The organism is Klebsiella sp. Shm-1 (assembly GCF_040804525.1).
In the GTDB taxonomy this organism is placed as follows: Bacteria; Pseudomonadota; Gammaproteobacteria; order Enterobacterales; family Enterobacteriaceae; genus Klebsiella; species Klebsiella pneumoniae.
This window is the reverse complement of record NZ_CP161823.1, coordinates 2,643,125-2,666,192: the sequence shown is the minus strand read 5'-3', so window position 1 is coordinate 2,666,192 and position 23,068 is coordinate 2,643,125. Positions and strand designations below refer to the sequence as shown.

Sequence of the window (23,068 nt, the reverse complement as noted above, 5' to 3'; positions counted from 1 at the left end):
TTAAACCTTCTCGATATCGACCAGGTTGGTATGCTGTGGATTCCCCTTCGCCAGCGGCGACGGGCGGTGGGTGGTCAGGGTATTCATGCAGGCGCCATGGTCGATCCGATCTCCGGTCATATTGGCGTCGTGCCAGGCGCCCTGGCCCATCGCCGAGACCCCCGGCATGATGCGTGGCGTCACTTTCGCCGGAAGACGGACTTCGCCGCGCTGATTAAAAACGCGCACCATATCGCCGTTTTTAATCCCGCGTTTTTCCGCGTCAAGCGGATTGATCCATACTTCCTGGCGACAGGCCGCTTGTAATACATCAACGTTGCCGTAGCTGGAATGGGTGCGCGCTTTATAGTGGAAACCAAACAGCTGCAGCGGATACTGGCTGCGCAGCGGATCGTCCCAGCCTTCAAATGTGGAGGCGTAGACCGGCAGCGGGCTAATAACTTCGTCTTTCTCCAGCTGCCAGCGGGCGGCAATCTCTGCGAGTCGGCTGGAGTAGATTTCAATTTTGCCGGACGGGGTTTTGAGCGGATGCGCTTCAGGATCGCGCCGGAAGTCGCGATAGGCGACGAAGTGGCCGTTCGGGTCTTTGCGCTTGTAGATGCCCATTCGCTTCAGATCCTCGTAGGCCGGCAGCGCCGGATCTTTCGCCACCATTTTGGCGTACAGATACTGCAGCCACTGTTCCTGGGTACGCCCCTCGGTAAAACGTTGATGCACGTCGTCGCCGAGCCGTTTCGCCACTTCGCTTAGGATCCAGTAAATCGGTTTGCGTTCGAACTTCGCCGAGGTGGCGGGCTGAATAAAAATCAGATAGCCCATATTGCCGGCGTAATCGTTAGGAATGATATCCTCCTGCTCAACGGTCATCAGGTCGGGCAGCAGCAGGTCGGCGTATTTCGCCGACGAGGTCATAAAGTTGTCGATAACCACAATGGTTTCGCACTTGCTTTCATCCTGCAGAATTTCGTGGGTCTTATTGATGTCGGAGTGCTGGTTGATGATGGTGTTGCCCGCGTAGTTCCACAGGAACTTGATCGGCACATCCAGCTTCTCTTTTCCGCGTACGCCATCGCGGCTGGCGGTCATCTCTGGACCGCGGGCGATGGCGTCGGTCCAGGTAAAGCAGGAGATGGCGGTCTTCACCGGGTTTTCCAGCACCGGCAGGCGCTCAATGGTGATGGTGTAGGTTGATTCGCGGGCGCCGCTATTGCCGCCGTTGATGCCGACGTTGCCGGTTAAGATCGGCAGCATGGCGATCGCCCGGGCGGTGAGTTCGCCGTTGGCCTGGCGCTGGGGCCCCCAGCCCTGGCAAATGTAGGCCGGCTTGCTCATGCCGATTTCGCGCGCCAGCTTAATGATGCGATCGGTGGGGATACCGGTTATACGCGAGGCCCACTGCGGCGTTTTAGCGATCCCGTCGTCGCCCTCGCCGAGGATATAGGCTTTGTAATGACCATTCGCCGGCGCCCCGGCCGGGAGCGTTTTCTCGTCGTAGCCAACGCAGTATTTATCAAGGAAAGGCTGGTCCACCAGATCTTCGTTAATCAACACCCAAGCGATACCGGCCACCAGCGCGGCGTCGGTGCCGGGGCGAATGGGGATCCACTCATCTTCCCGACCGGCGGCGGTATCGGTGTAGCGCGGATCGATGACGATCATTCGCGCGTTAGAGCGCTCGCGGGCCTGCTCCAGATACCAGGTAATGCCGCCGCCGCTCATCCGGGTCTCCGCCGGATTGTTGCCGAACATCACTACCAGCTTGCTGTTTTCAATATCCGAGGTGCTGTTGCCGTCGTTACTGCCGTAGGTGTAGGGCATGGCGCAGGCAATCTGCGCAGTACTGTAGGTACCGTACTGGTTAAGCGAGCCGCCGTAGCAGTTCATTAAACGCGCCACCGGCGACGCGGAAGGCGACGAACGGGTGATGTTGCCGCCGACGATCCCTGAAGAGTAGTTAATGTATACGGCTTCGTTGCCATACTGCGCTACCACGCTCTTCAGGCGGTCGGCGAGGGTATCCAGCGCCTCCTGCCAGCTGATGCGGACAAATTTGCCTTCTCCGCGCTTGCCGACGCGCTTCATGGGATAGTTAAGGCGATCCGGATGATTGATGCGCCGGCGAATCGAACGCCCGCGCAGGCAGGCGCGGACCTGATGGTCGCCGTAGCGGTCGTCGCCGGTGTTATCCGTTTCGACGTAAACCACTTCATCATCACGCACGTGCAGCCGCAGGGCGCAGCGGCTGCCGCAGTTAACCGAGCAGGCGCCCCAGACAATGCGGGTTGTGTCGCCTGTAGCCTGCTGAACTGCCGCCGCGGCGCGGCGCAGCGTAAAGGGCAGGGTCAGCCCGCCGGCGGCCAGCGCCAGGGAGCCGAGGGCTGTAGATTTTAGTAGCGCGCGTCGGCTGACGCCGCCGGGAGATTCCTGATTCGACATTGCTCACTCCATGATAGTTATGCTGTGCGGAGAAGGACCGCCACGTCATTAACCGACGCAGGGGTGAGCGATAATACGTTATGGGTAGCCAGTAGACCTTATCCCTGGTCAATGCAGGGATAAGATCTTTCACTTGAAACCGAATAGGGCCTACTGAGCGTCGTTTTCGGCGGGACTGTCGCTGTTACGCGTATAGGTGATTTTGAAGGTGTCGTTGGCGCAATGACCGACCACCTGAACCCCGGGCTGGTCTGCCTGATCGTTTGGCACAATGGCCAGGCTGAAGGCGGTTTCCGGTACGCCATTGTTGATGATCTTCTGCTGGATGTCGCTTTTGACCCGTTCACAGGAGTCGGGAGCCGCCAGTACGGCCGTGGAGCACAGCAGTAGCGCAGCGCCGGTGCAGAGGGATAGTTTCATCTTACGCTCCTTATCGATGTTATCCAGATTTAAGCATAGCAGAACTGGTGTAAACAATTGTATTTGCTAATATGATCGGATGTACACAAAAGGAATCGTCTGTGAAAAGATTGTATTGGCTGATCCCGGCAGCGCTGCTGCTGACGGCATGCGACCGTAAAAGCGCCCCGGACGCCTTCACCCCGGAGATGGCGAGTTTTTCCAATGAGTTTGAGTTTGATCCCCTGCGCGGGCCGGTGAAAGATTTTAGCCAGACGCTGCTGGATGAACACGATGTGGTGGTCAAGAAGGTAAGCGCTCAGCTCTCCAGGGAAGGGTGTTTCGATCTGCTGACCCTGGAAGATGTGGAGAACAAAACCGGCGCCACGCTGCTGCTGGACGCCAACTATTACGTCGACGGGCGCACCCACGAGAAGCGGCTGCGCCTGCAGGGCAAGTGTCAGCTGGCGGAGATGCCTGCTGTCGGGGTGAGTTGGGAGACGGATGATAACGGTTTTATTATCAGCGCACGCGGCAAAGAGACCACCGCCACCTACCGCTATGACAGCGATGGCTATCCGCTGGGAAAAACCACCACCGCCAAAGAGGAGCGATTTACCGTCGCCTCAACGCCGTCAAAGGATCCGCGTAAGAAATTGGACTATACCGCCATCAGCACCTTCAACGATCGCACGCTGGGCACGGTGCGTCAGACCTGCGACTACGACGATCACGACAATCCGCTGAGCTGTGAGCTGCAGGTGATCGATGAAAGCGTCCAGCCGCCGCTGACCCGCCACTACACCATTAAAAACCGTATCGATTATTACTGAGCCGTCGGCTTCAGCAGGGACGGCCCGGACGTTTTGTGCTCGGCCAGATACTGGTGCTGGAACAGGCACATGCGGATGGTGTTGCGGTACTCGCCGTTAATGAAAAACTCATGGATCAGTTCACCCTCGACCATAAAGCCAAGCTTACGGTAAATATGGATCGCTTTTTCATTCTCTTTATCAACGATTAAATACAGCTTATACAGATTGAGCACGGTAAAGCCATAGTCCATCGCCAGACGTGCGGCGCGGGTGGCGAGACCTTTTCCCTGGAAGTCGGGGGAGATGATGATCTGGAACTCGGCCCGGCGGTGCACATGGTTGATTTCAACCAGCTCCACCAGTCCGGCTTTATCGCCATTGCATTCGATGACAAAGCGGCGCTCGCTTTGATCGTGAATATGTTTGTCGTACAGATCGGAGAGCTCAACGAAGGCCTCGTACGGCTCTTCAAACCAGTAGCGCATGACGCTGGCGTTGTTATCGAGCTGGTGGACGAAGCGCAAATCTTCGCGCTCAAGCGGGCGGAGTTTGACGTGTAGCGCGTCGGTCATGGAGATTCCTGTGGTCAAAACGGAAAAGGGATTACAGAAAGGCGGCGCCCGCAGGCGCCAGCGTGGTCAGGGAGCGGCTCAGGGATTGATCGCGCGGCCGGTGCGACGGTCAAGACAGCGCAGGGTGTTTGGCTCCCAATAGGCATTGACGTTGGCGCTCTTCTGGCAGTTATCCTGCGCGTCGAAAGCGACATCGGCTTTATCCCACTCTTTTTCCGCCCGTTTGTTCACCTTCTGGCGCAGGCTGCGGGTGTCGTTCCATTGCTCTTTTTCCATCGACGCCTGCTGACGGCTCTGCGCGCTGTCGCCAGATTCAATCACCAGCCGGTCGGTGGCGGCATAGGAGCTGGAGGTGTAGACCACAGCGCTTAACGCCAGAATGGCGGTCAGGCACCAGCGTTTGTTCAGTGTCATGTTCATCACGATTTCCTTTAAGTGATGGGTTAACCCTCAGATTCAGTTTACTACAGCTCTTTTGTCGGGCATAGCCGGCAAAACAGCGTGGGGCAGAAGCTATTATCGCGTAGAATAGTTCAACGCTTTGTCTCTTTTACGAATCTTTTAATGCTCAAAACAACGCTGCTGTTCTTTGCTACCGCTCTGTGTGAAATCGTCGGCTGTTATCTACCGTGGCTATGGCTCAAGCGCGGGGCAACGCCGCTGCTGCTGATCCCCACCGCCCTGGCGCTGGCGCTATTCGTCTGGCTCCTGACGCTCCATCCGGCCGCCAGCGGGCGGGTATATGCCGCCTACGGTGGGGTGTACGTTTGTACCGCATTGCTCTGGCTGCGGGTCGTTGATGGGGTCAAATTAACCCATTATGACTGGGCGGGCGCGGCCGTCGCCCTGTGCGGCATGCTAATCATCGTGGCGGGGTGGGGACGGGCCTAAGCTCGTCATGTGTGATCCCTGCCGCTTTTTTCAACCCTAATTCTTGTATGGTAGTCGACCTGTTGCCTTACTTATCAGACATCCTATTTCATATGACTCTGTAAGGAACAACGATGGCTATCGAGACTCTTGTCGCCCGGACCGGGGCGACGCCGTTACGCATCCGTCGGGTGCAGAAGATCACCCTGACGCTGCTGTTTATCGCCGGTATCGTCAACTTTCTTGACCGCTCTTCGCTGAGCGTCGCCGGGGAGGCGATACGCGCCGACCTGGGCCTTAGCGCCACCGAGTTTGGGGTGCTGCTCTCCGCCTTTTCGCTCTCCTACGGCTTCGCGCAACTGCCCTCCGGTATTTTGTTGGATCGCCTGGGACCACGGATTGTGCTGGGCGCCGGGCTGATTTTCTGGTCCGCGATGCAGGCCCTGACCGGGATGGTCAATTCGTTCTCGCATTTTATTCTGCTGCGCATTGGCCTCGGGATCGGCGAAGCGCCGTTTATGCCAGCCGGCGTGAAATCGATCAACGACTGGTATGCGCAAAGAGAGCGCGGCACGGCGGTGGGAATATTCAACTCCTCGACGGTGCTGGGCCAGGCTATCGCCCCGCCGGCCCTGGTCATCATGCAGTTGGCCTGGGGTTGGCGAACGATGTTTGTGGTGATTGGTTTAGCCGGGATCGTGGTCGGCCTGTGCTGGTATGTGGGCTACCGTAACCGTCGGCAGTTTACCCTGCAGGAGGAGGAGCAGCAGTATCTGGCCAGTGAGGAGGCGGCCCGCCCGGCGCTGAAGTTTAGCGAATGGCTGGCTCTGTTTAAACGGCGGACTACCTGGGGGATGATCCTCGGCTTTTCCGGTGTGAACTACACCGGCTGGCTGTATATCGCCTGGTTACCCGGCTATTTGCAGGCGCAGCAGGGGTTAAGCCTGGCCCGTACCGGCTGGGTGGCGGCGATCCCGTTTCTTGCCGCGGCGGTGGGGATGTGGGTCAACGGCCTGGTGGTCGATGCCCTGGCGCGCAGAGGCTACGATCTGGCGAAAACCCGCAAAACGGCGATTGTTATCGGTCTGGTGCTGTCGGCGCTGGGCACCTTGCTGGTGGTGCAATCGTCGACGCCAGCCCAGGCGGTGGCTTTTATCTCCATGGCGCTGTTTTGCGTTCATTTTGCCGGGACGTCCGCCTGGGGGCTGGTGCAGGTAATGGTGGCGGAGCATAAAGTGGCTTCGGTGGCGGCGATCCAGAACTTCGGCAGCTTTGTGTTTGCCTCCTTCGCGCCGATCGTGACCGGCTGGGTAGTGGATACGACTCACTCTTTCAATCTGGCGCTGGTGATCGCCGCCGGGGTGACCTTTGCCGGGGCGCTGTGCTATTTCTTTATCGTCAAAACTCGCATCGATTAACAACGCTCGGCGATTCGTCAACAGCAGGCCCGCAGGGACGCGCGGCCGCCATGTTCTTCTCCTCCCGTTACCTGCGCTATCCTGTCACTGCGGCGATTGCAGCCACGTGCCCCGTGCTTTATCAGGCGAGATCTTCTTGTATGGTAGTTGACAGAAATCAAAGATGTTATACCAATTGCGTGAGATGGTTGAGGCACAAAGGCATTCTCCTCGAGAGTTCTCCCCGAGAATGGTTGATGGGCTACATAACAACGAGAGTCATCATGGAAAACACCCTCTTAACCGCTAACGCCACGCTGCCGACCTACGATCGCAGCGCACTGATCCCCCGTATCGTTCATCTTGGTTTTGGCGCGTTTCATCGCGCTCATCAGGCTGTGTATGCCGATATACTGGCCAGCGAGCACGGCAGCGACTGGGGCTACACCGAAGTTAATCTGATTGGCGGCGAGCAGCAGATCGCCGATCTCCAGCAGCAGGATCTGCTGTATACCGTCGCCGAAATGTCCGCCGACGCCTGGACCGCGCGCGTGGTTGGTGTGGTGAAGCAGGCGCTGCACGCCGGGGTTGATGGTCTCGAAGCGGTGCTGGCGGCGATGTGTCAGCCACAGGTGGCCATTGTCTCCCTGACGATTACTGAGAAAGGCTATTGCCATTCGCCAGCCAGCGGCGAACTGCAGCTCGATCACCCGCTGATCGCCGCCGATCTGCATAACCCGCACCAGCCAAAATCGGCGGCGGGGGTAGTGGTGGAGGCCTTATCTCGCCGCCGGGCGGCCGGCCTGCCTGCTTTTACCGTGATGTCCTGCGATAACATGCCGGAAAATGGTCACGTGATGCGCAACGTCGTCTGCGCCTACGCCCGGGCTTTAGACGAGGATCTTGCCGCATGGATAGAGCAGAATGTCACCTTTCCGTCGACGATGGTGGACCGGATTGTCCCGGCGGTGACTGCCGAAACCCTCGATAAAATTACCCAGCTGACCGGGGTGCGCGACCCGGCCGGGGTGGCCTGCGAACCTTTCCGTCAGTGGGTGATTGAGGATAACTTTGTTGCCGGACGTCCGCAGTGGGAGAAAGCGGGAGCGGAACTGGTCGCCGACGTGGTGCCTTTCGAAGAGATGAAGCTGAGAATGCTCAACGGTAGCCATTCGTTCCTCGCTTATCTCGGCTATCTGGCCGGTTATCAGCATATCAACGACTGTATGCAGGACGATAACTACCGTCGCGCGGCGCTGTCGTTGATGCTGGACGAACAGGCACCAACGCTGAAGGTGCAGGGGGTGGATCTGTCACGCTATGCCAGTTTGCTGATTGACCGTTACTGCAATCCGGCACTGAAGCACCGCACCTGGCAGATAGCCATGGACGGCAGCCAGAAGTTGCCCCAGCGCATGCTGGACTCCATACGCTGGCATCTGGTGCATCAGCGTGATTTTACACTGCTGGCGCTGGGCGTGGCAGGGTGGATGCGTTACGTTGGCGGCGTTGACGATGCGGGCCAGTCAATCGAGATATGCGACCCGTTGTTGCCGGTTATCCAGCAAGCGGTGGCTGCCAGCGCCGATGGCGAAGCGCGAGTCAAAGCGCTGCTGGGTATTGAGGCTATTTTCGGCGTCGAACTGCCGCAGGAGTCACGCTTTGTCACGGCGGTGACCCGCGCCTACTTAGCGCTGCAGCGGCAGGGGGCTAAAGCTACCGTCGCCGCGTGGGCCGCCGCGCAATAATCTTTTTCCGGTGTCGGTCCCGGGGTCGACACCGGCTCTTCAGTTATTTCTACGATACTCCGCTGATGTCTATTTTTTGCTAGCGATCGGTTTTAGCAGACGCAGAATATGATCGAACGCAATGTCTATACATAACTCTATATTTCCCTGATTTACTGAAGATAATTAGCTGTTATTTTTCCGAACAATGACTGGTATTTCACCGCAATAATGGCATAGTTAAGTTATTGAAAAAGAACTTTCTCTGCAAAAGGAGTACGGGCCATGTATAAAAAAATTTTATTGCCTGTTGATGTCTTTGAAATGGATTTAAGCGATAAAGCGGTGCGTCACGCGGAATTTCTCGCTTCGGCCGAAAATGGCGAGATCACCTTGCTCAACGTTCTGCCGAACAGCAGCCGTTCGCTATTGCGCGGTTTTACGGCGGATATTCGTAAGTTTGAAGCCTATATGGAAGAAGAGTCGGAGAAAAAAATGCGCGAGGTGGCGCGACTGTTCGCCATCCCCATGACGCGGATCCATACCCGCGTAGTCTTTGGCAACGTGCGTGACGAAATTCTGGCTATCAGTAACAACGAAGAGTTCGATGTCATTGTGATTGGTTCCCGCAAACCGGGGATCTCCACCCATCTGCTGGGCTCCAACGCCGAGTCAATTCTGCGCTACGCCAAAACGCCGGTATTGGTCGTTAGATAATCCCTTCAATGAGGACGGCTGCGTCGGCCATGCCGGCAGCCGTCTGACTCTTATTCTTCACTAAACCAGTCGCGGTTCTCCTGGCGAATCAGCAGTACGGATTCGCTGATTTCATGCAAATGGATACTCATGGCTTTTTCTACCGCCTCGGCATCGCGTTTTTCAAGCGCGGTGAAAATCTCATGATGCTGGCGCAGAAGCATCTCAGGAGAGGTGACATGGTCCAGACTCATATAGCGGACGCGATCGATGGCGGCTTTAATATTTTCCACTGTCTCCCAGGCCAGCTGACAGTCGGCGATAATCGACAGCTTCTGGTGAAATTCATCATCGAGCAGGAAAAAGTCGTTTAACTGCTGCCGATCAACAGCAATACGCTGCTGGTGAAGATTCTGTTCCAGCTGATAAAGTTGCTCTTCGTTAATCATGCCGGCGGCACGGCGAACCACCGCGCACTCAATCGCCTGGCGGACGAAGCAACCATTACGCACCTGCGACAATGAGATTTTATTGACGTAGCTACCGCGCTGGGGACGAATCTGGATAAGTCCGTTTTCCGCCAGCTTAATGAAGGCTTCGCGCACCGGCTGACGAGACACCGCAAAACGCACGGAGACTTCTTTCTCCGACAGCGGTGTACCAGGCGGGATCAGGCAGTGAACGATATCCCGGCGGAGGATGCGATAAATTTGCTGATTGACGGGTTGCGTCGGATTCAGTTGCGATTCTGCGGCCATTGATGGTTACTTTTTAGGGGGTTATGCGCACTATTTTACGCGTTTTTTGCGTTTCCGCCCATACCCGGCCCGCAGGCCGGGTGGCTGACGGTTAGCCCTGACGGTGAACGCTGAGTCCGGCAAAGCTGACTCACCGGCATCATCTCCAGGGTGTTGATGTTGACATGTTTCGGCAGGGTGGCGACCCACCAGACCGCCTCGGTCACATCTTCCGGCGTTAGCGCTTGGGTATTTTCGTAAGCTTTTTCGGCTTTAGCGTCATCGCCCTTAAAGCGGACGTTAGAAAACTCGGTGCCGCCCACCAGACCCGGCTCGATGTCGGTCACGCGCACCGCGGTGCCGTGCAGGTCGGTACGAAGATTGAGGCTAAACTGACGGACAAAGGCTTTGGTCGCCCCATAGACGTTTCCGCCGGCGTAAGGCCAGCTGCCTGCCGTAGAGCCGATATTGATGATATGGCCGCGATTGCGCTCAACCATCCCCGGCAGCACGGCGCGGGTCATGTACACCAGCCCTTTATTATTGGTGTCGATCATATCTTCCCAGTCTTCCACACTGGCGCGGTGCGCCGGCTCCAGACCAAGCGCCAGGCCGGCGTTGTTCACCAGCACATCGATAGCCAGCCACTCGGCGGGCAGGTCAGCAATCAGCGTCTCAATGGCGGCGCGGTTGCGGACGTCAAGTTGCGCGATATAAAGGTTATCGCCCAGCTCGTCTTTCAGCGTCTTCAGGCGCTCTTCACGACGACCGGTGGCAATCACTTTATGACCGTTAGCGATAAAACGGCGAGTAATACTTTCACCAAAACCGGCGGTGGCGCCGGTGACCATGATAATCATCTTACTGTTCCTCAACGCTTTTTGTGTTTTCATACCATAGCACGCACAGGCGGCGACCGGTAACGGAAATCATTGCGACCCCTTAAGGAGAGGCCTAATCTTACAGCATTAGCCTGTACAGGAGAGAAAGATGTCCGAACGAAACCCCTTTTTTAGCGTCAGTACGTTGCCTTACCAGGCGCCGCCGTTCGATGTGATTGACGACAGCCACTATCGCCCGGCGTTTGATGAGGGCGTCCGGCAGCAGCGGGCCGAAATTCGCGCTATTATCGACAATCCGCAGCCGGCCAGTTTCGCCAACACGCTCGAGGCGCTGGAGCAGAGTGGTCAGCTGCTGGCGCGGGTGACGCGGGTCTTTTTCGCCATGGCTGGCGCCCATACCAATCCTTATATTCAATCACTGGATGAACAATTTTCCGCCGAACTCGCCGAGCTGGGGAATGACATCTGGCTTAATGCGGCCTTGTTTCAGCGCGTGAACAGCGTCTACGAGCAGCGCGACGCGCTGGCGCTGGACAGCGAGTCCTATCGTCTCCTGACCCTGACGTGGCAACGTTTTGTTCACGCCGGGGCGACGCTGGCTCCCGAGCAGCAGGCGGCGCTGCGCACACTGAACACCGAAGCGGCTACGCTGCAAAGTCAGTTCCAGCAGCGACTGCTGGGAGCGGCAAAAAGCGGCGGCCTGGTGGTTGATTACCGGCATCAACTGGCTGGCCTGAGCGATGAGGAGATAGCGGCGGCGGCTGACGCAGCGCGTGAAAGAGGGCTTAGCGACCGCTGGTTGCTGACGCTGACCAATACCACCCAGCAGCCGCAGCTGCTTGCGCTGCGCGACCGGCAAACGCGGGAGAATCTCTTCGCCGCCGGCTGGACCCGCAATCAGCAGGGCGATGAGCATGATACGCGTGACCTGGTACTGCGGCTGGCGGCGATCCGCGCGCAGCAGGCTGAGCTGTTGGGAGCCGCTGATTACGCCAGCTGGGCGCTGACCGATCAAATGGCGGCTTCCCCGGCGGAGGCATTGGGCTTTATGCGTCAGATCGCGCCGGCGGCGCGGGCGAGGGCGGAACGAGAGCTGGCGGACATCCAGCAGGTGATCGACAACGAAGGCGGGGGTTTTCGCGCGACGGCATGGGACTGGCTTTACTACAGCGAGCAGGTGCGGCGGGCTGCCTATGCCATTGATGACGCGCAGCTCAAACCCTATTTTGCCCTCGAGCGGGTGCTGCAAGACGGTGTATTCTGGACGGCCTCGCAGCTCTTTGGTCTGCGCTTTGTTGAGCGCTTCGATATACCGGTCTATCACCCGGATGTGCGGGTCTGGGAGATCTTCGATCACAACGGCGAAGGGATGGCGCTGTTTTACGGTGACTACTACGCTCGTGACTCAAAGAGCGGCGGCGCATGGATGGATGTGTTTGTCGAACAGTCGACTCTGCGCGCGCAGCGCCCGGTTATCTACAATGTCTGCAACTACGTCCGCCCGCAGGCAGGGCAAAGCGCGCTGCTGTCGTGGGATGAGGTGATCACCCTGTTTCATGAGTTCGGCCATACCCTGCATGGGCTGTTCGCCAGCCAGCGCTACGCCAGTCTCTCGGGGACCAATACGCCGCGCGATTTTGTCGAATTTCCTTCGCAGATCTTCGAACACTGGGCCAGCCAGCCGCAGGTGTTTGCCCACTACGCGAAGCACTACCAGTCCGGGGAGCCGATGCCGCAGGCGCTACGCGACAATATGTTGCGTGCGGCAACCTTCAATAAAGGGTATGACATGAGCGAGCTGTTGGCTGCTGCGTTACTCGATATGCGGTGGCATAGCCTGTCGACCTCGGCATTACCGGAGGAGGTGGACGCGTTTGAGCAGCTGGTGCTTCGGGAAGAGAACCTGGATCTGGCGGCGGTCCCCCCGCGCTATCGCAGCAGCTATTTCTCCCATATCTTCGGCGGCGGCTATGCGGCAGGCTATTACGCCTATCTGTGGACCCAGATGCTGGCCGACGACGGCTATCAATGGTTCGTGGAGCAGGGCGGTTTGACCCGTGAGAACGGTCAGCGTTTCCGTGAGGCGATTTTATCACGCGGGAACAGCACTGATTTAGCTGAACTATATCGCCAGTGGCGCGGACACGATCCGCAGATTGAGCCGATGCTGAAAAATCGCGGGTTGAGTGCGTAGGGCAATTTTAGTCTGACAAGATAACCGGGCGTGCTGCCCGGTTTTTTGTCTGATCTAGTCGTAACCTTATATTTCTTTTACCTCACGCTGCCTAAATCTCTATCGCTCTCTCTCCCTTTAAGCATTAACGTGGCTTCTTCGATACGAATGAAGCGCCCGGAATCATCTATTTCAGCGAACATATAAACTTCCATGTCCACCTCTTCTCCGCTGCGCCTGGTGCACAGAACGCGATGCCTTGTGGCATAAAGATTCCCGTTACGAAGTTCGTCATGTAACTCAATTTTAGCGAAGGCGATAATTTCCCGGAGTCTACGCGCATGCTGAGCAAAGCCATCTAATCCTTCCCACTTGTTATCAGTGCGCTGCCGATAACCGGGACTAAAATAGCGACTGAGTATCCGATCCAGTGGTATCTGTTGGTGGTTGATAATGTCATCCAATACCCTAGTAATAGTAATCATTTTGATGGTTAGTCCTCTGTGAAAGCGATGAATACTTTACAATCGACTAACTGGCTTCAGTACGGTATAAAAGACATTAAACACCTCAAACACGCCAATATGCACGATCCATTGATTCCATTCGAACCGGTGTTTTCACCCCAGGGACCCACTTTACTCGTCGCGGTACGTCAGTCTGAGGTAATACGGGAGACTCCACGCCACCATCACAGCTGTGGGCAGTTAATCGGTGCCATACGTGGGCTACTTACGGTCGATGGCGGTGATTGTCGCTGGGTGGTACCGGCAACACATGCCGTCTGGATACCGCCAGGTGTTCCGCACGGCCTGCGCTCGCACGGTCCATATTCAGGATGGAGTGTTTATGTTTCTGCCAAAGCCTGTGGCGAGCTACCTGATAAGCCATCTGTTCTCTCAATGACAAATCTGCTGCGTGAAGCGATAACGCGAGCGGCTGCATGGCAAGGTGTAGAGCTTACTGCGTCCCAAAAACGTTTAGCTGGCGTTATTCTTGATGAAATTGGTTCCCTTCCCAGGGTTAATCTTGGGCTTCCAATGCCGCAAGATAGCCGATTGCTCAGAATCGCGCAGGCGCTGTCAGCAAACCCGGACGACGGGCGCAGGTTGGAAGAATGGGCAGCCTGGGCCGGCATGTCATCACGCACGCTCACGCGACGATTCCGAGCCGAAACGGGTTTTAGCTTCAATGAATGGCGACAGCGGATACGCTTACTCAGGGCTCTTGAGCTTCTGGCTGCCGGCAAGCCAGTGACGGCGATAGCGCTGGATCTGGGATATGACAATGTGAGTGCCTTCATAGCCTTGTTCCGTCGGATGTTCGGCACTACTCCAGGGCGGTATAAAATTTAATTATCTCTTCGCTGAACATGATGCGTTATCCGCCGCTTTGATTACGTTTGTCATGGGATGAGAGGGGCAAGTAATTCGGGCCCCTGATTTTTCACATTGCCGACCGCCCGCGTTACCGGGTGCCAGGTAAAATCGTCGGCGGAAACGGCTCCGTCGCTGGCTATCTCCGCCGCTTCCGCGCCGGTGACATCCTGCCTCATCCATTCCCGGGCGGCTTCAGGCGCCAGGACCAACGGCCGACGGTCATGAATATCGACAAGACCGCGATCGGCGGCGGCCGTCACGATCAAGAATCCTTCGGCATGGTCCCCACGTTCGAACGGAGTCCGACCAATCGCGGCCATAAAAATTGGCTGGCCATCCTTACGCTGGATAAAGTATGGCTGCTTTGTATTTCCTTCCTTTTTCCACTCAAACCAGCCGTCGGCGAAGCAGATCGCCCGTCCGTGCTCCCACAGCGGCTTGAACATCCTGCTGGAGGCTGCAGTCTCAACCCGGGCATTAATCAGCGGCGGTTTATCCCACCATCCTGGCGCATAGCCCCAGTAAACGGCATCGAAATGGAGTTGCTCATCGCGTTCATTGAGGAGTAAAACTTTTGTCCCGGGCGCGACGTTATAGCGCCCGATAGGCGGCGGGTCCCAGGCAATATCTCGTTCGGCCGCTTCAACGAGATGCGCCAGGTATTCCTCCCGGCTTTGCGCTTGCGCAAAACGTCCGCACATAGCCACCTCCAGCGTGATGTCTGACTAACAGTATAGATCAGCTGCAAAACGGTGTTTTCACCTGCCCAAATACCACGCTCCTTCCACGTTAGTAGACCATTATTTCAGGCCGTCATCTTGCCTGACGTCGCGACAGTACACGCTGGGCGTTAGGCCTGGCATTGTCCGTTTATGCTTCATCGTTATTGCCCTAACGCCTGTCTGATAAAGGAAATCGTTTTTACTCTTTTTATTATCTTTCAGAATTATCGCACAGAGTTTTACCTTTGTTTGAAATGGTTGTCGCTGGGTTGTATTTGAAAATATCCACCCCTTATTATTTAAAAAGTCATCTTTATCTTTTAAAAGGTTGTTATGAGTAACTTACTATTATTAGTCCTGGCGGTGGTGTTATTGTTTACATCTTTGTTTTTGGCCTGTCCTATGTTAGAGAAAGAAGAAAAATGAAGATGCGCTTTAATAAATTCCGACGTTAACCGATCCTTCCTGCGGAAAGCGCAAGAGCAACAGATGAGAATCTCGTTAACTCTTGTTTGGTAGCTATTTGGAATTTTTTCATAATATTGATTTTGTGAGAGAAGATCGTCTTATGACTGATGCCCAGTTTTTGCGCTATCTGCTGATTGTTCATTCCCGTTCTGATCGCATTGATAATATAAAGTTGTGATTTGGTCAAGGTTAACCGAGGGCATTTGACACAGCGTCTGCTGTCTTTTTCCAGCCCACCGCAACTAGATGTTGTCGACTCCGTCAGACGTTTTGCAATCTGATTTTTTACGCGGCGCAAGTCGCTGTTCATGCTGATAAAAGTGGCATCGCGTAGACAAAGTGGTAACTGTTCAACCTGCAAAGCGCTGTCGGTGGCGACGAAAATAAAAATAGACGTGTGCGGAGGAAGTTTTTTGAAAAACGGGTGGCATAGATAATGTTCACCAGCGGCCATTTCTGTGAACAGCATATCAATCGGATCTAATATATCTGTGGAACAGTCCACAACGGAATACGGTTCACGGATGTGTTCTTCTTTCGCGATCTCGCTAAGCAGTTCGCAAATTCCGCGATTAAGAAATATGTTTTCAGTGTTAATTAAAATATCAGGCATAGTCATGGCGATCGTGAAAGTTGTCATGCATTTAAAGTGGAGAACATTAAATGCGTATGCCTTTAGGATATTTCTAATAATCAACAAATGCAATAAGTCTAATTTTGGACTTTGAGCTGGCGAGTAAAATTAATGGTATATTAATCAATGGCTTATTTTTTAGCGTTGCGCGGGCATGACCGCTAATTTGGCACAAACTGCTTAAATTGCTTATATTGCATGCGTTAATTCTGGTCTCAAATATATTAATCAGAGTTACTTATTCACTGTATGAATTGCTTTTTCAAAAATACCTTTTGCAGGCGCGGGTCCTTGAGGAGATTGCGCCTGAGCGAAACCTGGGTGGTCATTGATAAAAAGGGGCGGGGTAGACCCGCCGCTGCGGAGGGTGAACAGCAACGGCGTACAACAGAATCAGTTATCAGGATTGTTGGAAATGCTTTTCCACACCATTCCCAGGCCGATCAACATCGACGCGAAGAGGGCGAACAGGGTGGTTGAGATAAAAATGCTGGTCATGGCGGTGCCTCAGAAAGTGCGTATGCAGATCATTAGGCACGGTGTCGGATGAAAGGTTCCTTACCCGGCCGGGTATATTTTCACCAGCGGCGTCCGGTTGACGGCAACAAGGCGAATGCCACGTCGAAGCGCCGCTGTTGGCAAGGGGACCCTGACAGGCAGCCGGGTTGCTAAACGCACTGTTCATGGGGAGAATACACGACGGCAAAGGGGGAGCGATTCGGACGTTGACATCCCCTTAAACAAGTTATATATACATGTCGCTTCTGTTTATTGAATGTTAAACAGCATCAGTTATGGGACTCAGAAGCGCCACAGCCCCCGCCGTCGGGCGGGGGTAACTTCGCCACCGGCATGCTTATTTTTCACTGAGGCTGGCGAAGAAAAATTTTTTATTTCGGGTCTTGAAAAACGCGCCTTAGATATTATTTTATATAGCGGACAAGCAATGCTTGCCTTTATGTTGAGCTTTTGAATGAATATTCAGGAGGTTAATTATGGCACTCAAAACCTTGTCAGCACTCCCGGTATTTGCTGATTCTCTTTTTGCCGATCGCTTTAATCGTATTGACCGTCTTTTCAGCCAGTTAACGGGCGATACGCCGGTGGGCACTTTACCGGCTTATGATTTACAGAAAGTCGACGACAGCAATTTCCTGCTCAGCGTCAGCGTGCCTGGCTGGAAAGATGATGAGCTGGAAATAGAAACCGTAGGGGGGAATCTGCATATTTCCGGGAAACGCCAGGAAACCGATGCCTCGACAGACAGCGGTGAGCGCTGGATTTATAAAGGTATCCGCCGCGCTAATTTCCAGCTCAGTTTCTCTCTTCCTGAACACGCCCAAATTAATCAGGCGCAACTGGATAGCGGCATCTTAAAAATAGCCATCCACCAGGAGATCCCGGAGAGCGAAAAACCGCGTAAAATTGCGATCGAGAATCAGGGGCGCGTGATAGAACATAAAGTTTGATTCACCGTTGTTCCGAGGATGTTACCTTAAAGGCCCGCCCTGCGGGCCTTTATCCTTTCCCCCCTGAAAATATAAATGGCCTCCCGACGACAAAGAAATCGATATGCTATTCTGTTAACAGACGCAGTGAGTCTGCTATTTCTTTCAATTTCGGCGAGGAGGAAGAATGACTGACGAGATCGATAGCGACGCAAACAGTACGCATGAACTAACCGCTGAAGTGGCTCGGGCGCTGATCGCGCGCGGTTGGCGACTGACCACGGCGGAGTCCTGCACCGGAGGGAATCTGGCGGCAGCGCTCTGTGCCCAGGCGGATACCGCGGCATTTTATGATACCGGCGTAGTGACCTTCAGCGATGAAGCCAAGCGCAACGTGCTGCAGGTTCGCGCGGAAACCCTGGCGGTACACAGCGCCGTCAGCGAAGCCTGCGTTCAGGAGATGTCCTCTGGTATTCTGGCGCTCGCCGGGGCCGATATCGCCATCGCCGTCAGCGGCTACGCCGGACCGGAGGGCGGGGAAGATGGTACCCCCGCCGGCACGGTATGGTTTGCCTGGAATTTTCGCGGCCAGACTGAAACCAAACGGATGTGCTTTGCCGGCGACTGTGAGACCGTGGTGGCGAAAGCGGTACGATATGCCCTGGCGGCGCTGAGCGAAAAGCTTGCCCACTGGCAGTGACGATGCCCGGGGGCGCGGCCTTACAGGTCCATTGCCTGGCGCGCTACCGGCCAGCAAATCTCCCCGATGCCGTTAAGGCAGGGTCGGGAAAATAGAAAGCCCTGAAACAGGCGTATGCCCACCGACTGCAGCCAGCACCACTCCTCCAGGGTTTCGACACCTTCAGCCACCACCGTAATGCCAAGATCCTCGCAGCAGCGGACGACCGAGGCGACAATCGCCTGTTTGGTGCCGCTAATATGGATATCGCGCACCAGTTCCGCATCCACTTTGATTTTATCAGGCTGAAAACGGGTAAGTAACGACAGGCCGGAATAACCTGCGCCAAAGTCGTCGATGGCCAGCTTCATGCCCGCGACGCGCAGGGCTTTGAGCACCTTGCGGAACTGGTCAAAGCAGGTTATCACCTCTGTCTCGGTCACCTCGATCAGTACCTGATCCGGTCTGAGGCCGGCCGCCAGCAGGCTGTCCATCAGCCAGCCTACGGCGTCAGGGTGGTGATACAGCGATCCGGGCAACAGGTTAATCGCCAGCTGATGTTTCCCGAGCGGCAGCTGGCCTGCGAGAGCGAATGCATACGCTTTGCTTTCAAGATCAAAACGGTAGCGATCCTCCGCCGCAATGGCGGCAAACATTTCCACGGGAGAGCCGCCGGTTGGGCTGCGGATCAGAGCCTCAAAGGAAGAAACTCGCTTTTTAGCCGGCTCGACAATAGCCTGCAGAGCAAACTGGCAAGGTTGACCGGGCAGGTGCTGCGGCGCGGCCGTACCTGACGCGGGCATCATCATCCAGCGAGAGGGCTGCAGCGGCTCGGGCAGGCAATAGCGGCCGCCGTCGGCAATGAAGGCGCTAAGCAGCCGGAACATCCGGTCGTTGACCGGTTCGGTGACCCCAAACGTGCTAAAGCGCAGAATTTCCTCCAGCGCGCCATCGGTTTCAAACAGCCGGAGATCCAGTATGCGCATTCCGGTGCCGTGAAAACGTCGGTAGGCTGAGTAATCGCGCATCAGCTCCACTACGTCGCGATGACGCGGGTCGCTTTGGATTTCGCTGAACAGCGACTCAAGTGCCTCCTCAGTCCCTTCCAGGACCTGGAAAAACTGCAGGCCGTTAAACAGCAGAATGCCGGTGATGCCAAGGGGCAAATTTTTACTGCTGGCGCGATGGACTAAAGCGTCGAGATCGACGGGCGGGCGGTCAGGATGAACCTGGCTGCGGTAAATCAGGGTGGTTAGCATAGTTGTTACGATCGCTCCCGCGGCGTAAGAACATCCGCGCTCAGCATGCAAGATGAGTATGGCCTGACCCTAAAGGAGGGCGAGGCTGATATGTACAAACATTCAACCAACCGTGATGTCCGCTACGCGGAACGCGAGCTTCACTTTGTGATTCCCTCCACTGTACAGGGAATTACACATTTGGCTATCTTTTTCTCATCCTCAATGCAAAAAGACGCTAACAGGCCTCTCATTCCCTCCTCAGACACTGGCGCTGCGTCTTATTTTACCTGTTAATATTCGCTACCAGGAATTATCCTACCATTCTATTTCCCACTCTCAAAAATGAGGCGCTGGTCTTGCCTGAATATAATCGAGTGAATATTATCACTCTAAATTAAATTCTTTTGTCAGGTTTGATATGAGCGACTTCTTTATTATTTTGTGTCTGACTTTATGTCCCATCATTTCTTTATGGAGTGGCTTTTCCTATATTCAGGAAAGGCGCAAGAGACGGTATGTTTTCCGTTCCAGAAGATGATTGTTTGACAGAATAAAATGACGAGTTGTATCAGCGTTTGGCGAGCAGTTGCACAAGGTTGTTAAACTGCTGACGGCTATTCAAATTAAATTTACTCATAATATTCTTTTTATGTGAATGAATCGTTTTGGGACTAATATTTAGCGCAGCGGCGACTTCATGCGGGCTCAGGCCAATACTGAACGCGTAAATGACTTTGGTTTGCGCGTCGCTGACCGACCTGCAGGCGCAATTAATGCAACGCCGCAGACGATTGAACGGCGGGTCTTGCCGCGGTAGCAGCGGACGTTCAATGGCGTTAGCTATCTCATCTTTCAGCCGCTGAACGCGAGCGTGAGGCGGCATAAATACCGCATGCTGCAGACAATTCGGTAAACCCTCATCTACGGTAGCGTGTTCATTGTCCGGGAAAATAAAAAGCGTATATTGTTCCGGGGCATGCTGAAAAAGATCCTGGCACAAGTACCACTCCCCCGCGACCATTTCCGTGAATATCACATCAGCTTGCGCCATCGATCCTGCATCCCATTGTTGAGAAAACTGATAGTGTGGCCGCCCGGCGGCCTTCATCGCTTCATCAACCAGTTCAGCAATAGCGACTCGCAAATAGTGATTTTTTATATTGAACAAAAAATTAGTCATATAACTTCCCTGTGGGCATTAAAAAACATATCTGGATAAATTAAAGAATATAATGATGATGCAGGTACTATTTTTAGCCGTGGTAATCTAAGGGATGTTTTCCATTAATGCAATATCTGGTGGGGAAAGTGAGATAACGGTATATTGATATGCGAAAGTTCCTAATAAACAAAACCTTAAGCATATATTTGTAACTATTTAAAGCCGTTTGCTGTTTTTTTATTTTTGCGATGCATAAAAAGCTTAGTGATAGCCGCGCTCTGTTGTTAAAATTAGCGGAGGACAAGAATACAGGATGTATGCCGTACTTATGAAGCAGATGCTCTATTTGAAAATGCTGGCGTGGCTGGAGGATAATATCTATTGTAACCCGGCGATCGATGACCTGGCGCTGTATATGGGCTATTCACGTCGGTTTGTGTACGACGTGTTTTACCAGTATGGCCAGTTACCCATCGGGCAGTATATTCGTCTGCGGCGGTTGACCATCGCAGCGGTCAGTCTGCGCTTAACACGGCAACCGATCGCCGCTATTGCCTGGCAGTTAAGCTATGACTCGCCGCAGACCTTTTCCCGGGAGTTTAAGAAGCGCTTTTCGCTCTCGCCACGTGAATACCGTTGCGCGGCGCACTGGGACACGGCAAAGCTGTTGAAAAAGTTTCACCCGGACGGAGAGAGCCTACCTCTGGCTCGTTTTTTTTCTCTTCCGGAACAGGTCTATTACGGCTATCCGATGAAGTATGAACTGCGCCTGTCGGATTTGGTGTTGCAAAGCACCGCTAAGACGAGCATCAGACAAAAGGTTGACCGTTTTTTCACCGCTGGCGGAGGCTCGCTTTCCGTACTTTCCGACTACGCCGCGGCGAGTAAAAATGAGCTTAACGTCGAGGTTAACGCTTTTGTCGGCTGTCATGAGGCGGGAAAGCTGCCCCCCGCGCTGGCCATGAAAAGCTCGCTGACCACCCGGTCAGGGCTTTATGTCGGGGTTGAATTCTACGGCAGCTGGTCACGTTATGCTCGTTTATCCAGCGATCTGTATATGGAGCTGCTGCCATCCCTGGGGGTAAGTCGTCGGGACGGCTATGACATTGAATGTTTTATAACCCGCCATGCGGAAGGCGAAGAGGCAGGGGACAGGCGCTATCGCGTACGCTATTTTATCCCGGTGACGCTGTCGGCAGCGGGTCTGCGGTCTGACAGCGGTAGTGGGTCAGGGCCTGCGCCGGGGCGAAGTTAAGGTGGCCGGAGCCACCCAGGTTAACATCAAAGCGCAAACCACAGCAGCCAGGTGATGAGAAAGCCCGTCACCCCCATGATGGTTGTCAAGACGGTCCAGGTTTTGAGTCCATCCGGCACCGAGAGTCCGAGATAGCGCGTGACGACCCAGAATCCGGCGTCGTTGACGTGCGACAGCCCGAGCGAGCCGAAGCAGGTCGCCAGCGTCACCAGCACCAGTTGCAGCGGCTCCAGACCGACAACCGCCTGCGACAGCAGACCGGAGGTGGTGAGGATCGCCACGGTGGCCGAACCCTGCGAGGCTCTGAGCACCAGCGATAGCAGAAAAGCGGCGGGCATCAGCGGCAGATGTATTGTCTCCAGCGCCTCGGCTAAGGCATTACCGATGCCGGAAGCGACCAGTACGCCGCCAAAGGCGCCGCCGGCGCCGGCGACGAGGATCACGTCCGCCGACGAGGGGATCGCGCTGCCGGTGACTTCGCCCAGCTTTTTCAGGCTCATCCGCCGACGGATGCCCAGCGTCCAGCTGGCCAGGCCCAGGGAGATCAGCAGGGCGACCGGCGGGGTACCAATGACGGTCATCAGCTGGCGAACCGCGTTTTCCGGCAGCAGAAGCGCCTGACACAGCGTCCCGGAAACAATCAGCATGATGGGCACCACGATCAGCCCACCGATAACCAGCGCATTCGGCGGCGGCAGACGGGTCTGCTGCGCGTTAACCGAGAGATCCGGTACTTCCGCCGTTTGTTGCTGCTCCAGCACGTTAATCGACAGATGATAATGGCGCCGATTGATAAACCGGGCGACAAAATAGCCCACGATACCGACGACCACCGACACCCCAATCCCCGCCAGCATCAGCCAACCGACATCGCTATGCAGAATGCCTGCCGCAGCCGCTGCGCCAGGATGGGTGGGCAGCGCCACGTGGACGGTTAACATCACGCCGGCCATCGGCAGGCCAAACTTCAGCGGCGATACGTGGGCGACTTTGCTGAAGCCGTAGATTAACGGAATGATGATGATAAAGCCGACTTCAAAAAAGACCGGGGTGCCGAGAATAAAAGCCACGATGGTTAAGGCGGCAATGGTTCGTTTTGCACCCAGTACGCCGGTCAACGTTTTCGCCAGCGATTCGGCGCCGCCGGACATTTCAATCAGTACCCCCAGCATTGAGCCCAGAATAATAATGCTGGCGATGTGGCCAAGCAGGCCGCCCATGCCTTTTTCAATGGTGGTTATAATTTTATCTGCCGGAATGCCGGTGGCGAATGCCACCAGCAGACTGACGATCAGGAGCGCCACAAAAGGATGTGCTTTCGCTTTGATCACTAACAGGAGCAACAGCACTACGCTGGCTAACGCAATAAGTAACAGCGCCGATGTCGACATAGGTTTGCCTCGGGTATTAACAGGT

The 23,068-nt window shown here is 55.1% G+C and carries 27 protein-coding genes and 1 pseudogene; 14 read left to right on the top strand and 14 right to left on the bottom strand.

Annotation, left to right across the window (positions count from 1 at the left end; genetic code table 11):
* Positions 1-2,436 carry a selenate/tellurate reductase subunit YnfE gene (ynfE, locus tag AB1E37_RS13145; RefSeq protein WP_032438454.1) on the bottom strand — a complete coding sequence of 812 codons (2,436 nt, stop codon included), beginning with the start codon at positions 2,434-2,436 and terminating at the stop codon, positions 1-3.
* A 150-nt stretch (positions 2,437-2,586) separates the two neighbouring features.
* The gene (locus AB1E37_RS13140; protein WP_002903714.1) at positions 2,587-2,856 is read right to left on the bottom strand and encodes a DUF1161 domain-containing protein; all 270 of its coding nucleotides are present in this window, start codon (positions 2,854-2,856) and stop codon (positions 2,587-2,589) included.
* A gap of 101 nt (positions 2,857-2,957) precedes the next feature.
* On the opposite strand from AB1E37_RS13140, the gene AB1E37_RS13135 reads away from it, so the two are divergent.
* On the top strand, positions 2,958-3,668 hold the full coding sequence (locus AB1E37_RS13135) for a YnfC family lipoprotein (RefSeq protein WP_009308921.1): 711 nt from the start codon (positions 2,958-2,960) through the stop codon (positions 3,666-3,668).
* Here the strand turns inward: AB1E37_RS13135 and speG are convergent.
* The gene (gene speG, locus AB1E37_RS13130; protein WP_004179730.1) at positions 3,662-4,222 is read right to left on the bottom strand and encodes a spermidine N1-acetyltransferase; all 561 of its coding nucleotides are present in this window, start codon (positions 4,220-4,222) and stop codon (positions 3,662-3,664) included. The genes AB1E37_RS13135 and speG overlap by 7 nt on opposite strands.
* 78 nt (positions 4,223-4,300) lie before the next feature.
* Entirely contained in the window at positions 4,301-4,642 is a 342-nt protein-coding gene (locus AB1E37_RS13125) for a DUF1283 family protein (RefSeq protein WP_002903720.1), read from the bottom strand.
* A gap of 108 nt (positions 4,643-4,750) precedes the next feature.
* Between AB1E37_RS13125 and AB1E37_RS13120 the strand changes: the two genes are divergently transcribed.
* From AB1E37_RS13120 to AB1E37_RS13105, 4 genes are all read left to right on the top strand, one after another.
* Positions 4,751-5,113 carry a YnfA family protein gene (locus AB1E37_RS13120; RefSeq protein ID WP_072143281.1) on the top strand — a complete coding sequence of 121 codons (363 nt, stop codon included), beginning with the start codon at positions 4,751-4,753 and terminating at the stop codon, positions 5,111-5,113.
* A 113-nt stretch (positions 5,114-5,226) separates the two neighbouring features.
* Positions 5,227-6,510, top strand: a complete 1,284-nt coding sequence (locus tag AB1E37_RS13115; protein ID WP_032447545.1) for an MFS transporter — start codon at positions 5,227-5,229, stop codon at positions 6,508-6,510.
* Positions 6,511-6,773: 263 nt separating this feature from the next.
* A complete protein-coding gene (locus AB1E37_RS13110) occupies positions 6,774-8,237 on the top strand; it encodes a mannitol dehydrogenase family protein (protein WP_002903726.1) in 1,464 nt (487 codons plus the stop codon).
* Between the two features lie 264 nt (positions 8,238-8,501).
* Positions 8,502-8,933 carry a universal stress protein gene (locus tag AB1E37_RS13105; RefSeq protein WP_004176285.1) on the top strand — a complete coding sequence of 144 codons (432 nt, stop codon included), beginning with the start codon at positions 8,502-8,504 and terminating at the stop codon, positions 8,931-8,933.
* 50 nt (positions 8,934-8,983) lie between these two features.
* Here the strand turns inward: AB1E37_RS13105 and AB1E37_RS13100 are convergent, their stop codons facing one another.
* Together AB1E37_RS13100 and ydfG are read right to left on the bottom strand one after the other, a co-directional pair.
* On the bottom strand, positions 8,984-9,670 hold the full coding sequence (locus AB1E37_RS13100; protein ID WP_002903730.1) for a GntR family transcriptional regulator: 687 nt from the start codon (positions 9,668-9,670) through the stop codon (positions 8,984-8,986).
* A 91-nt stretch (positions 9,671-9,761) separates the two neighbouring features.
* Positions 9,762-10,509 (bottom strand): annotated as a pseudogene (ydfG, locus tag AB1E37_RS13095) (bifunctional NADP-dependent 3-hydroxy acid dehydrogenase/3-hydroxypropionate dehydrogenase YdfG).
* Positions 10,510-10,639: 130 nt separating this feature from the next.
* On the opposite strand from ydfG, the gene dcp reads away from it, so the two are divergent.
* Positions 10,640-12,685: a peptidyl-dipeptidase Dcp gene (dcp, locus tag AB1E37_RS13090; RefSeq protein ID WP_004179736.1), complete on the top strand. Its 2,046-nt coding sequence runs from the start codon at positions 10,640-10,642 to the stop codon at positions 12,683-12,685.
* A gap of 77 nt (positions 12,686-12,762) precedes the next feature.
* On the opposite strand, the gene AB1E37_RS13085 is transcribed toward dcp, so the two are convergent.
* Positions 12,763-13,149 carry a nuclear transport factor 2 family protein gene (locus AB1E37_RS13085; RefSeq protein WP_002903735.1) on the bottom strand — a complete coding sequence of 129 codons (387 nt, stop codon included), beginning with the start codon at positions 13,147-13,149 and terminating at the stop codon, positions 12,763-12,765.
* 27 nt (positions 13,150-13,176) lie between these two features.
* Between AB1E37_RS13085 and AB1E37_RS13080 the strand changes: the two genes are divergently transcribed.
* The gene (locus tag AB1E37_RS13080) at positions 13,177-14,019 is read left to right on the top strand and encodes a helix-turn-helix domain-containing protein (protein WP_004179738.1); all 843 of its coding nucleotides are present in this window, start codon (positions 13,177-13,179) and stop codon (positions 14,017-14,019) included.
* Positions 14,020-14,069: 50 nt separating this feature from the next.
* Here the strand turns inward: AB1E37_RS13080 and AB1E37_RS13075 are convergent, their stop codons facing one another.
* On the bottom strand, positions 14,070-14,744 hold the full coding sequence (locus AB1E37_RS13075) for an SOS response-associated peptidase (protein ID WP_020804998.1): 675 nt from the start codon (positions 14,742-14,744) through the stop codon (positions 14,070-14,072).
* 171 nt (positions 14,745-14,915) lie between these two features.
* Between AB1E37_RS13075 and AB1E37_RS13070 the strand changes: the two genes are divergently transcribed.
* On the top strand, positions 14,916-15,044 hold the full coding sequence (locus AB1E37_RS13070; protein WP_032447547.1) for a hypothetical protein: 129 nt from the start codon (positions 14,916-14,918) through the stop codon (positions 15,042-15,044).
* A gap of 172 nt (positions 15,045-15,216) precedes the next feature.
* On the opposite strand, the gene AB1E37_RS13065 is transcribed toward AB1E37_RS13070, so the two are convergent.
* The 3 genes from AB1E37_RS13065 to AB1E37_RS13055 all read right to left on the bottom strand — a co-directional run bounded on the left by AB1E37_RS13065 (position 15,217) and on the right by AB1E37_RS13055 (position 16,356).
* Positions 15,217-15,852, bottom strand: a complete 636-nt coding sequence (locus AB1E37_RS13065; RefSeq protein ID WP_020805000.1) for a LuxR C-terminal-related transcriptional regulator — start codon at positions 15,850-15,852, stop codon at positions 15,217-15,219.
* A gap of 67 nt (positions 15,853-15,919) precedes the next feature.
* Complete coding sequence (locus tag AB1E37_RS13060; protein WP_004225117.1) at positions 15,920-16,042, bottom strand: hypothetical protein; 123 nt, start codon at positions 16,040-16,042, stop codon at positions 15,920-15,922.
* Positions 16,043-16,260: 218 nt separating this feature from the next.
* A complete protein-coding gene (locus AB1E37_RS13055; RefSeq protein WP_271229884.1) occupies positions 16,261-16,356 on the bottom strand; it encodes a YnaM/YnfT family protein in 96 nt (31 codons plus the stop codon).
* Between AB1E37_RS13055 and AB1E37_RS13050 the strand changes: the two genes are divergently transcribed.
* The 4 genes from AB1E37_RS13050 to AB1E37_RS13035 all read left to right on the top strand — a co-directional run bounded on the left by AB1E37_RS13050 (position 16,316) and on the right by AB1E37_RS13035 (position 18,015).
* Positions 16,316-16,417, top strand: a complete 102-nt coding sequence (locus AB1E37_RS13050) for a hypothetical protein (protein ID WP_223174880.1) — start codon at positions 16,316-16,318, stop codon at positions 16,415-16,417. The genes AB1E37_RS13055 and AB1E37_RS13050 overlap by 41 nt on opposite strands.
* 225 nt (positions 16,418-16,642) lie before the next feature.
* Complete coding sequence (locus tag AB1E37_RS13045; protein WP_004190251.1) at positions 16,643-16,840, top strand: hypothetical protein; 198 nt, start codon at positions 16,643-16,645, stop codon at positions 16,838-16,840.
* 22 nt (positions 16,841-16,862) lie between these two features.
* On the top strand, positions 16,863-17,336 hold the full coding sequence (locus AB1E37_RS13040) for an Hsp20 family protein (RefSeq protein ID WP_002903808.1): 474 nt from the start codon (positions 16,863-16,865) through the stop codon (positions 17,334-17,336).
* A 166-nt stretch (positions 17,337-17,502) separates the two neighbouring features.
* Positions 17,503-18,015, top strand: a complete 513-nt coding sequence (locus tag AB1E37_RS13035; protein WP_004190248.1) for a 2-oxo-tetronate isomerase — start codon at positions 17,503-17,505, stop codon at positions 18,013-18,015.
* 20 nt (positions 18,016-18,035) lie between these two features.
* Here AB1E37_RS13035 and AB1E37_RS13030 read toward each other — a convergent pair whose 3' ends face one another.
* Positions 18,036-19,253: a diguanylate phosphodiesterase gene (locus AB1E37_RS13030; RefSeq protein ID WP_004143607.1), complete on the bottom strand. Its 1,218-nt coding sequence runs from the start codon at positions 19,251-19,253 to the stop codon at positions 18,036-18,038.
* Positions 19,254-19,653: 400 nt separating this feature from the next.
* On the opposite strand from AB1E37_RS13030, the gene AB1E37_RS13025 reads away from it, so the two are divergent.
* Entirely contained in the window at positions 19,654-19,773 is a 120-nt protein-coding gene (locus tag AB1E37_RS13025; RefSeq protein ID WP_138920006.1) for a small membrane protein, read from the top strand.
* Between the two features lie 30 nt (positions 19,774-19,803).
* On the opposite strand, the gene kbvR is transcribed toward AB1E37_RS13025, so the two are convergent.
* Entirely contained in the window at positions 19,804-20,415 is a 612-nt protein-coding gene (kbvR, locus tag AB1E37_RS13020) for a LuxR family transcriptional regulator KbvR (protein WP_002903816.1), read from the bottom strand.
* Between the two features lie 310 nt (positions 20,416-20,725).
* Between kbvR and AB1E37_RS13015 the strand changes: the two genes are divergently transcribed.
* Complete coding sequence (locus AB1E37_RS13015) at positions 20,726-21,652, top strand: helix-turn-helix domain-containing protein (protein WP_020316502.1); 927 nt, start codon at positions 20,726-20,728, stop codon at positions 21,650-21,652.
* A 26-nt stretch (positions 21,653-21,678) separates the two neighbouring features.
* On the opposite strand, the gene AB1E37_RS13010 is transcribed toward AB1E37_RS13015, so the two are convergent.
* Complete coding sequence (locus tag AB1E37_RS13010; protein ID WP_002903916.1) at positions 21,679-23,043, bottom strand: GntP family transporter; 1,365 nt, start codon at positions 23,041-23,043, stop codon at positions 21,679-21,681.
* Between the last annotated feature and the right edge of the window lie 25 nt (positions 23,044-23,068).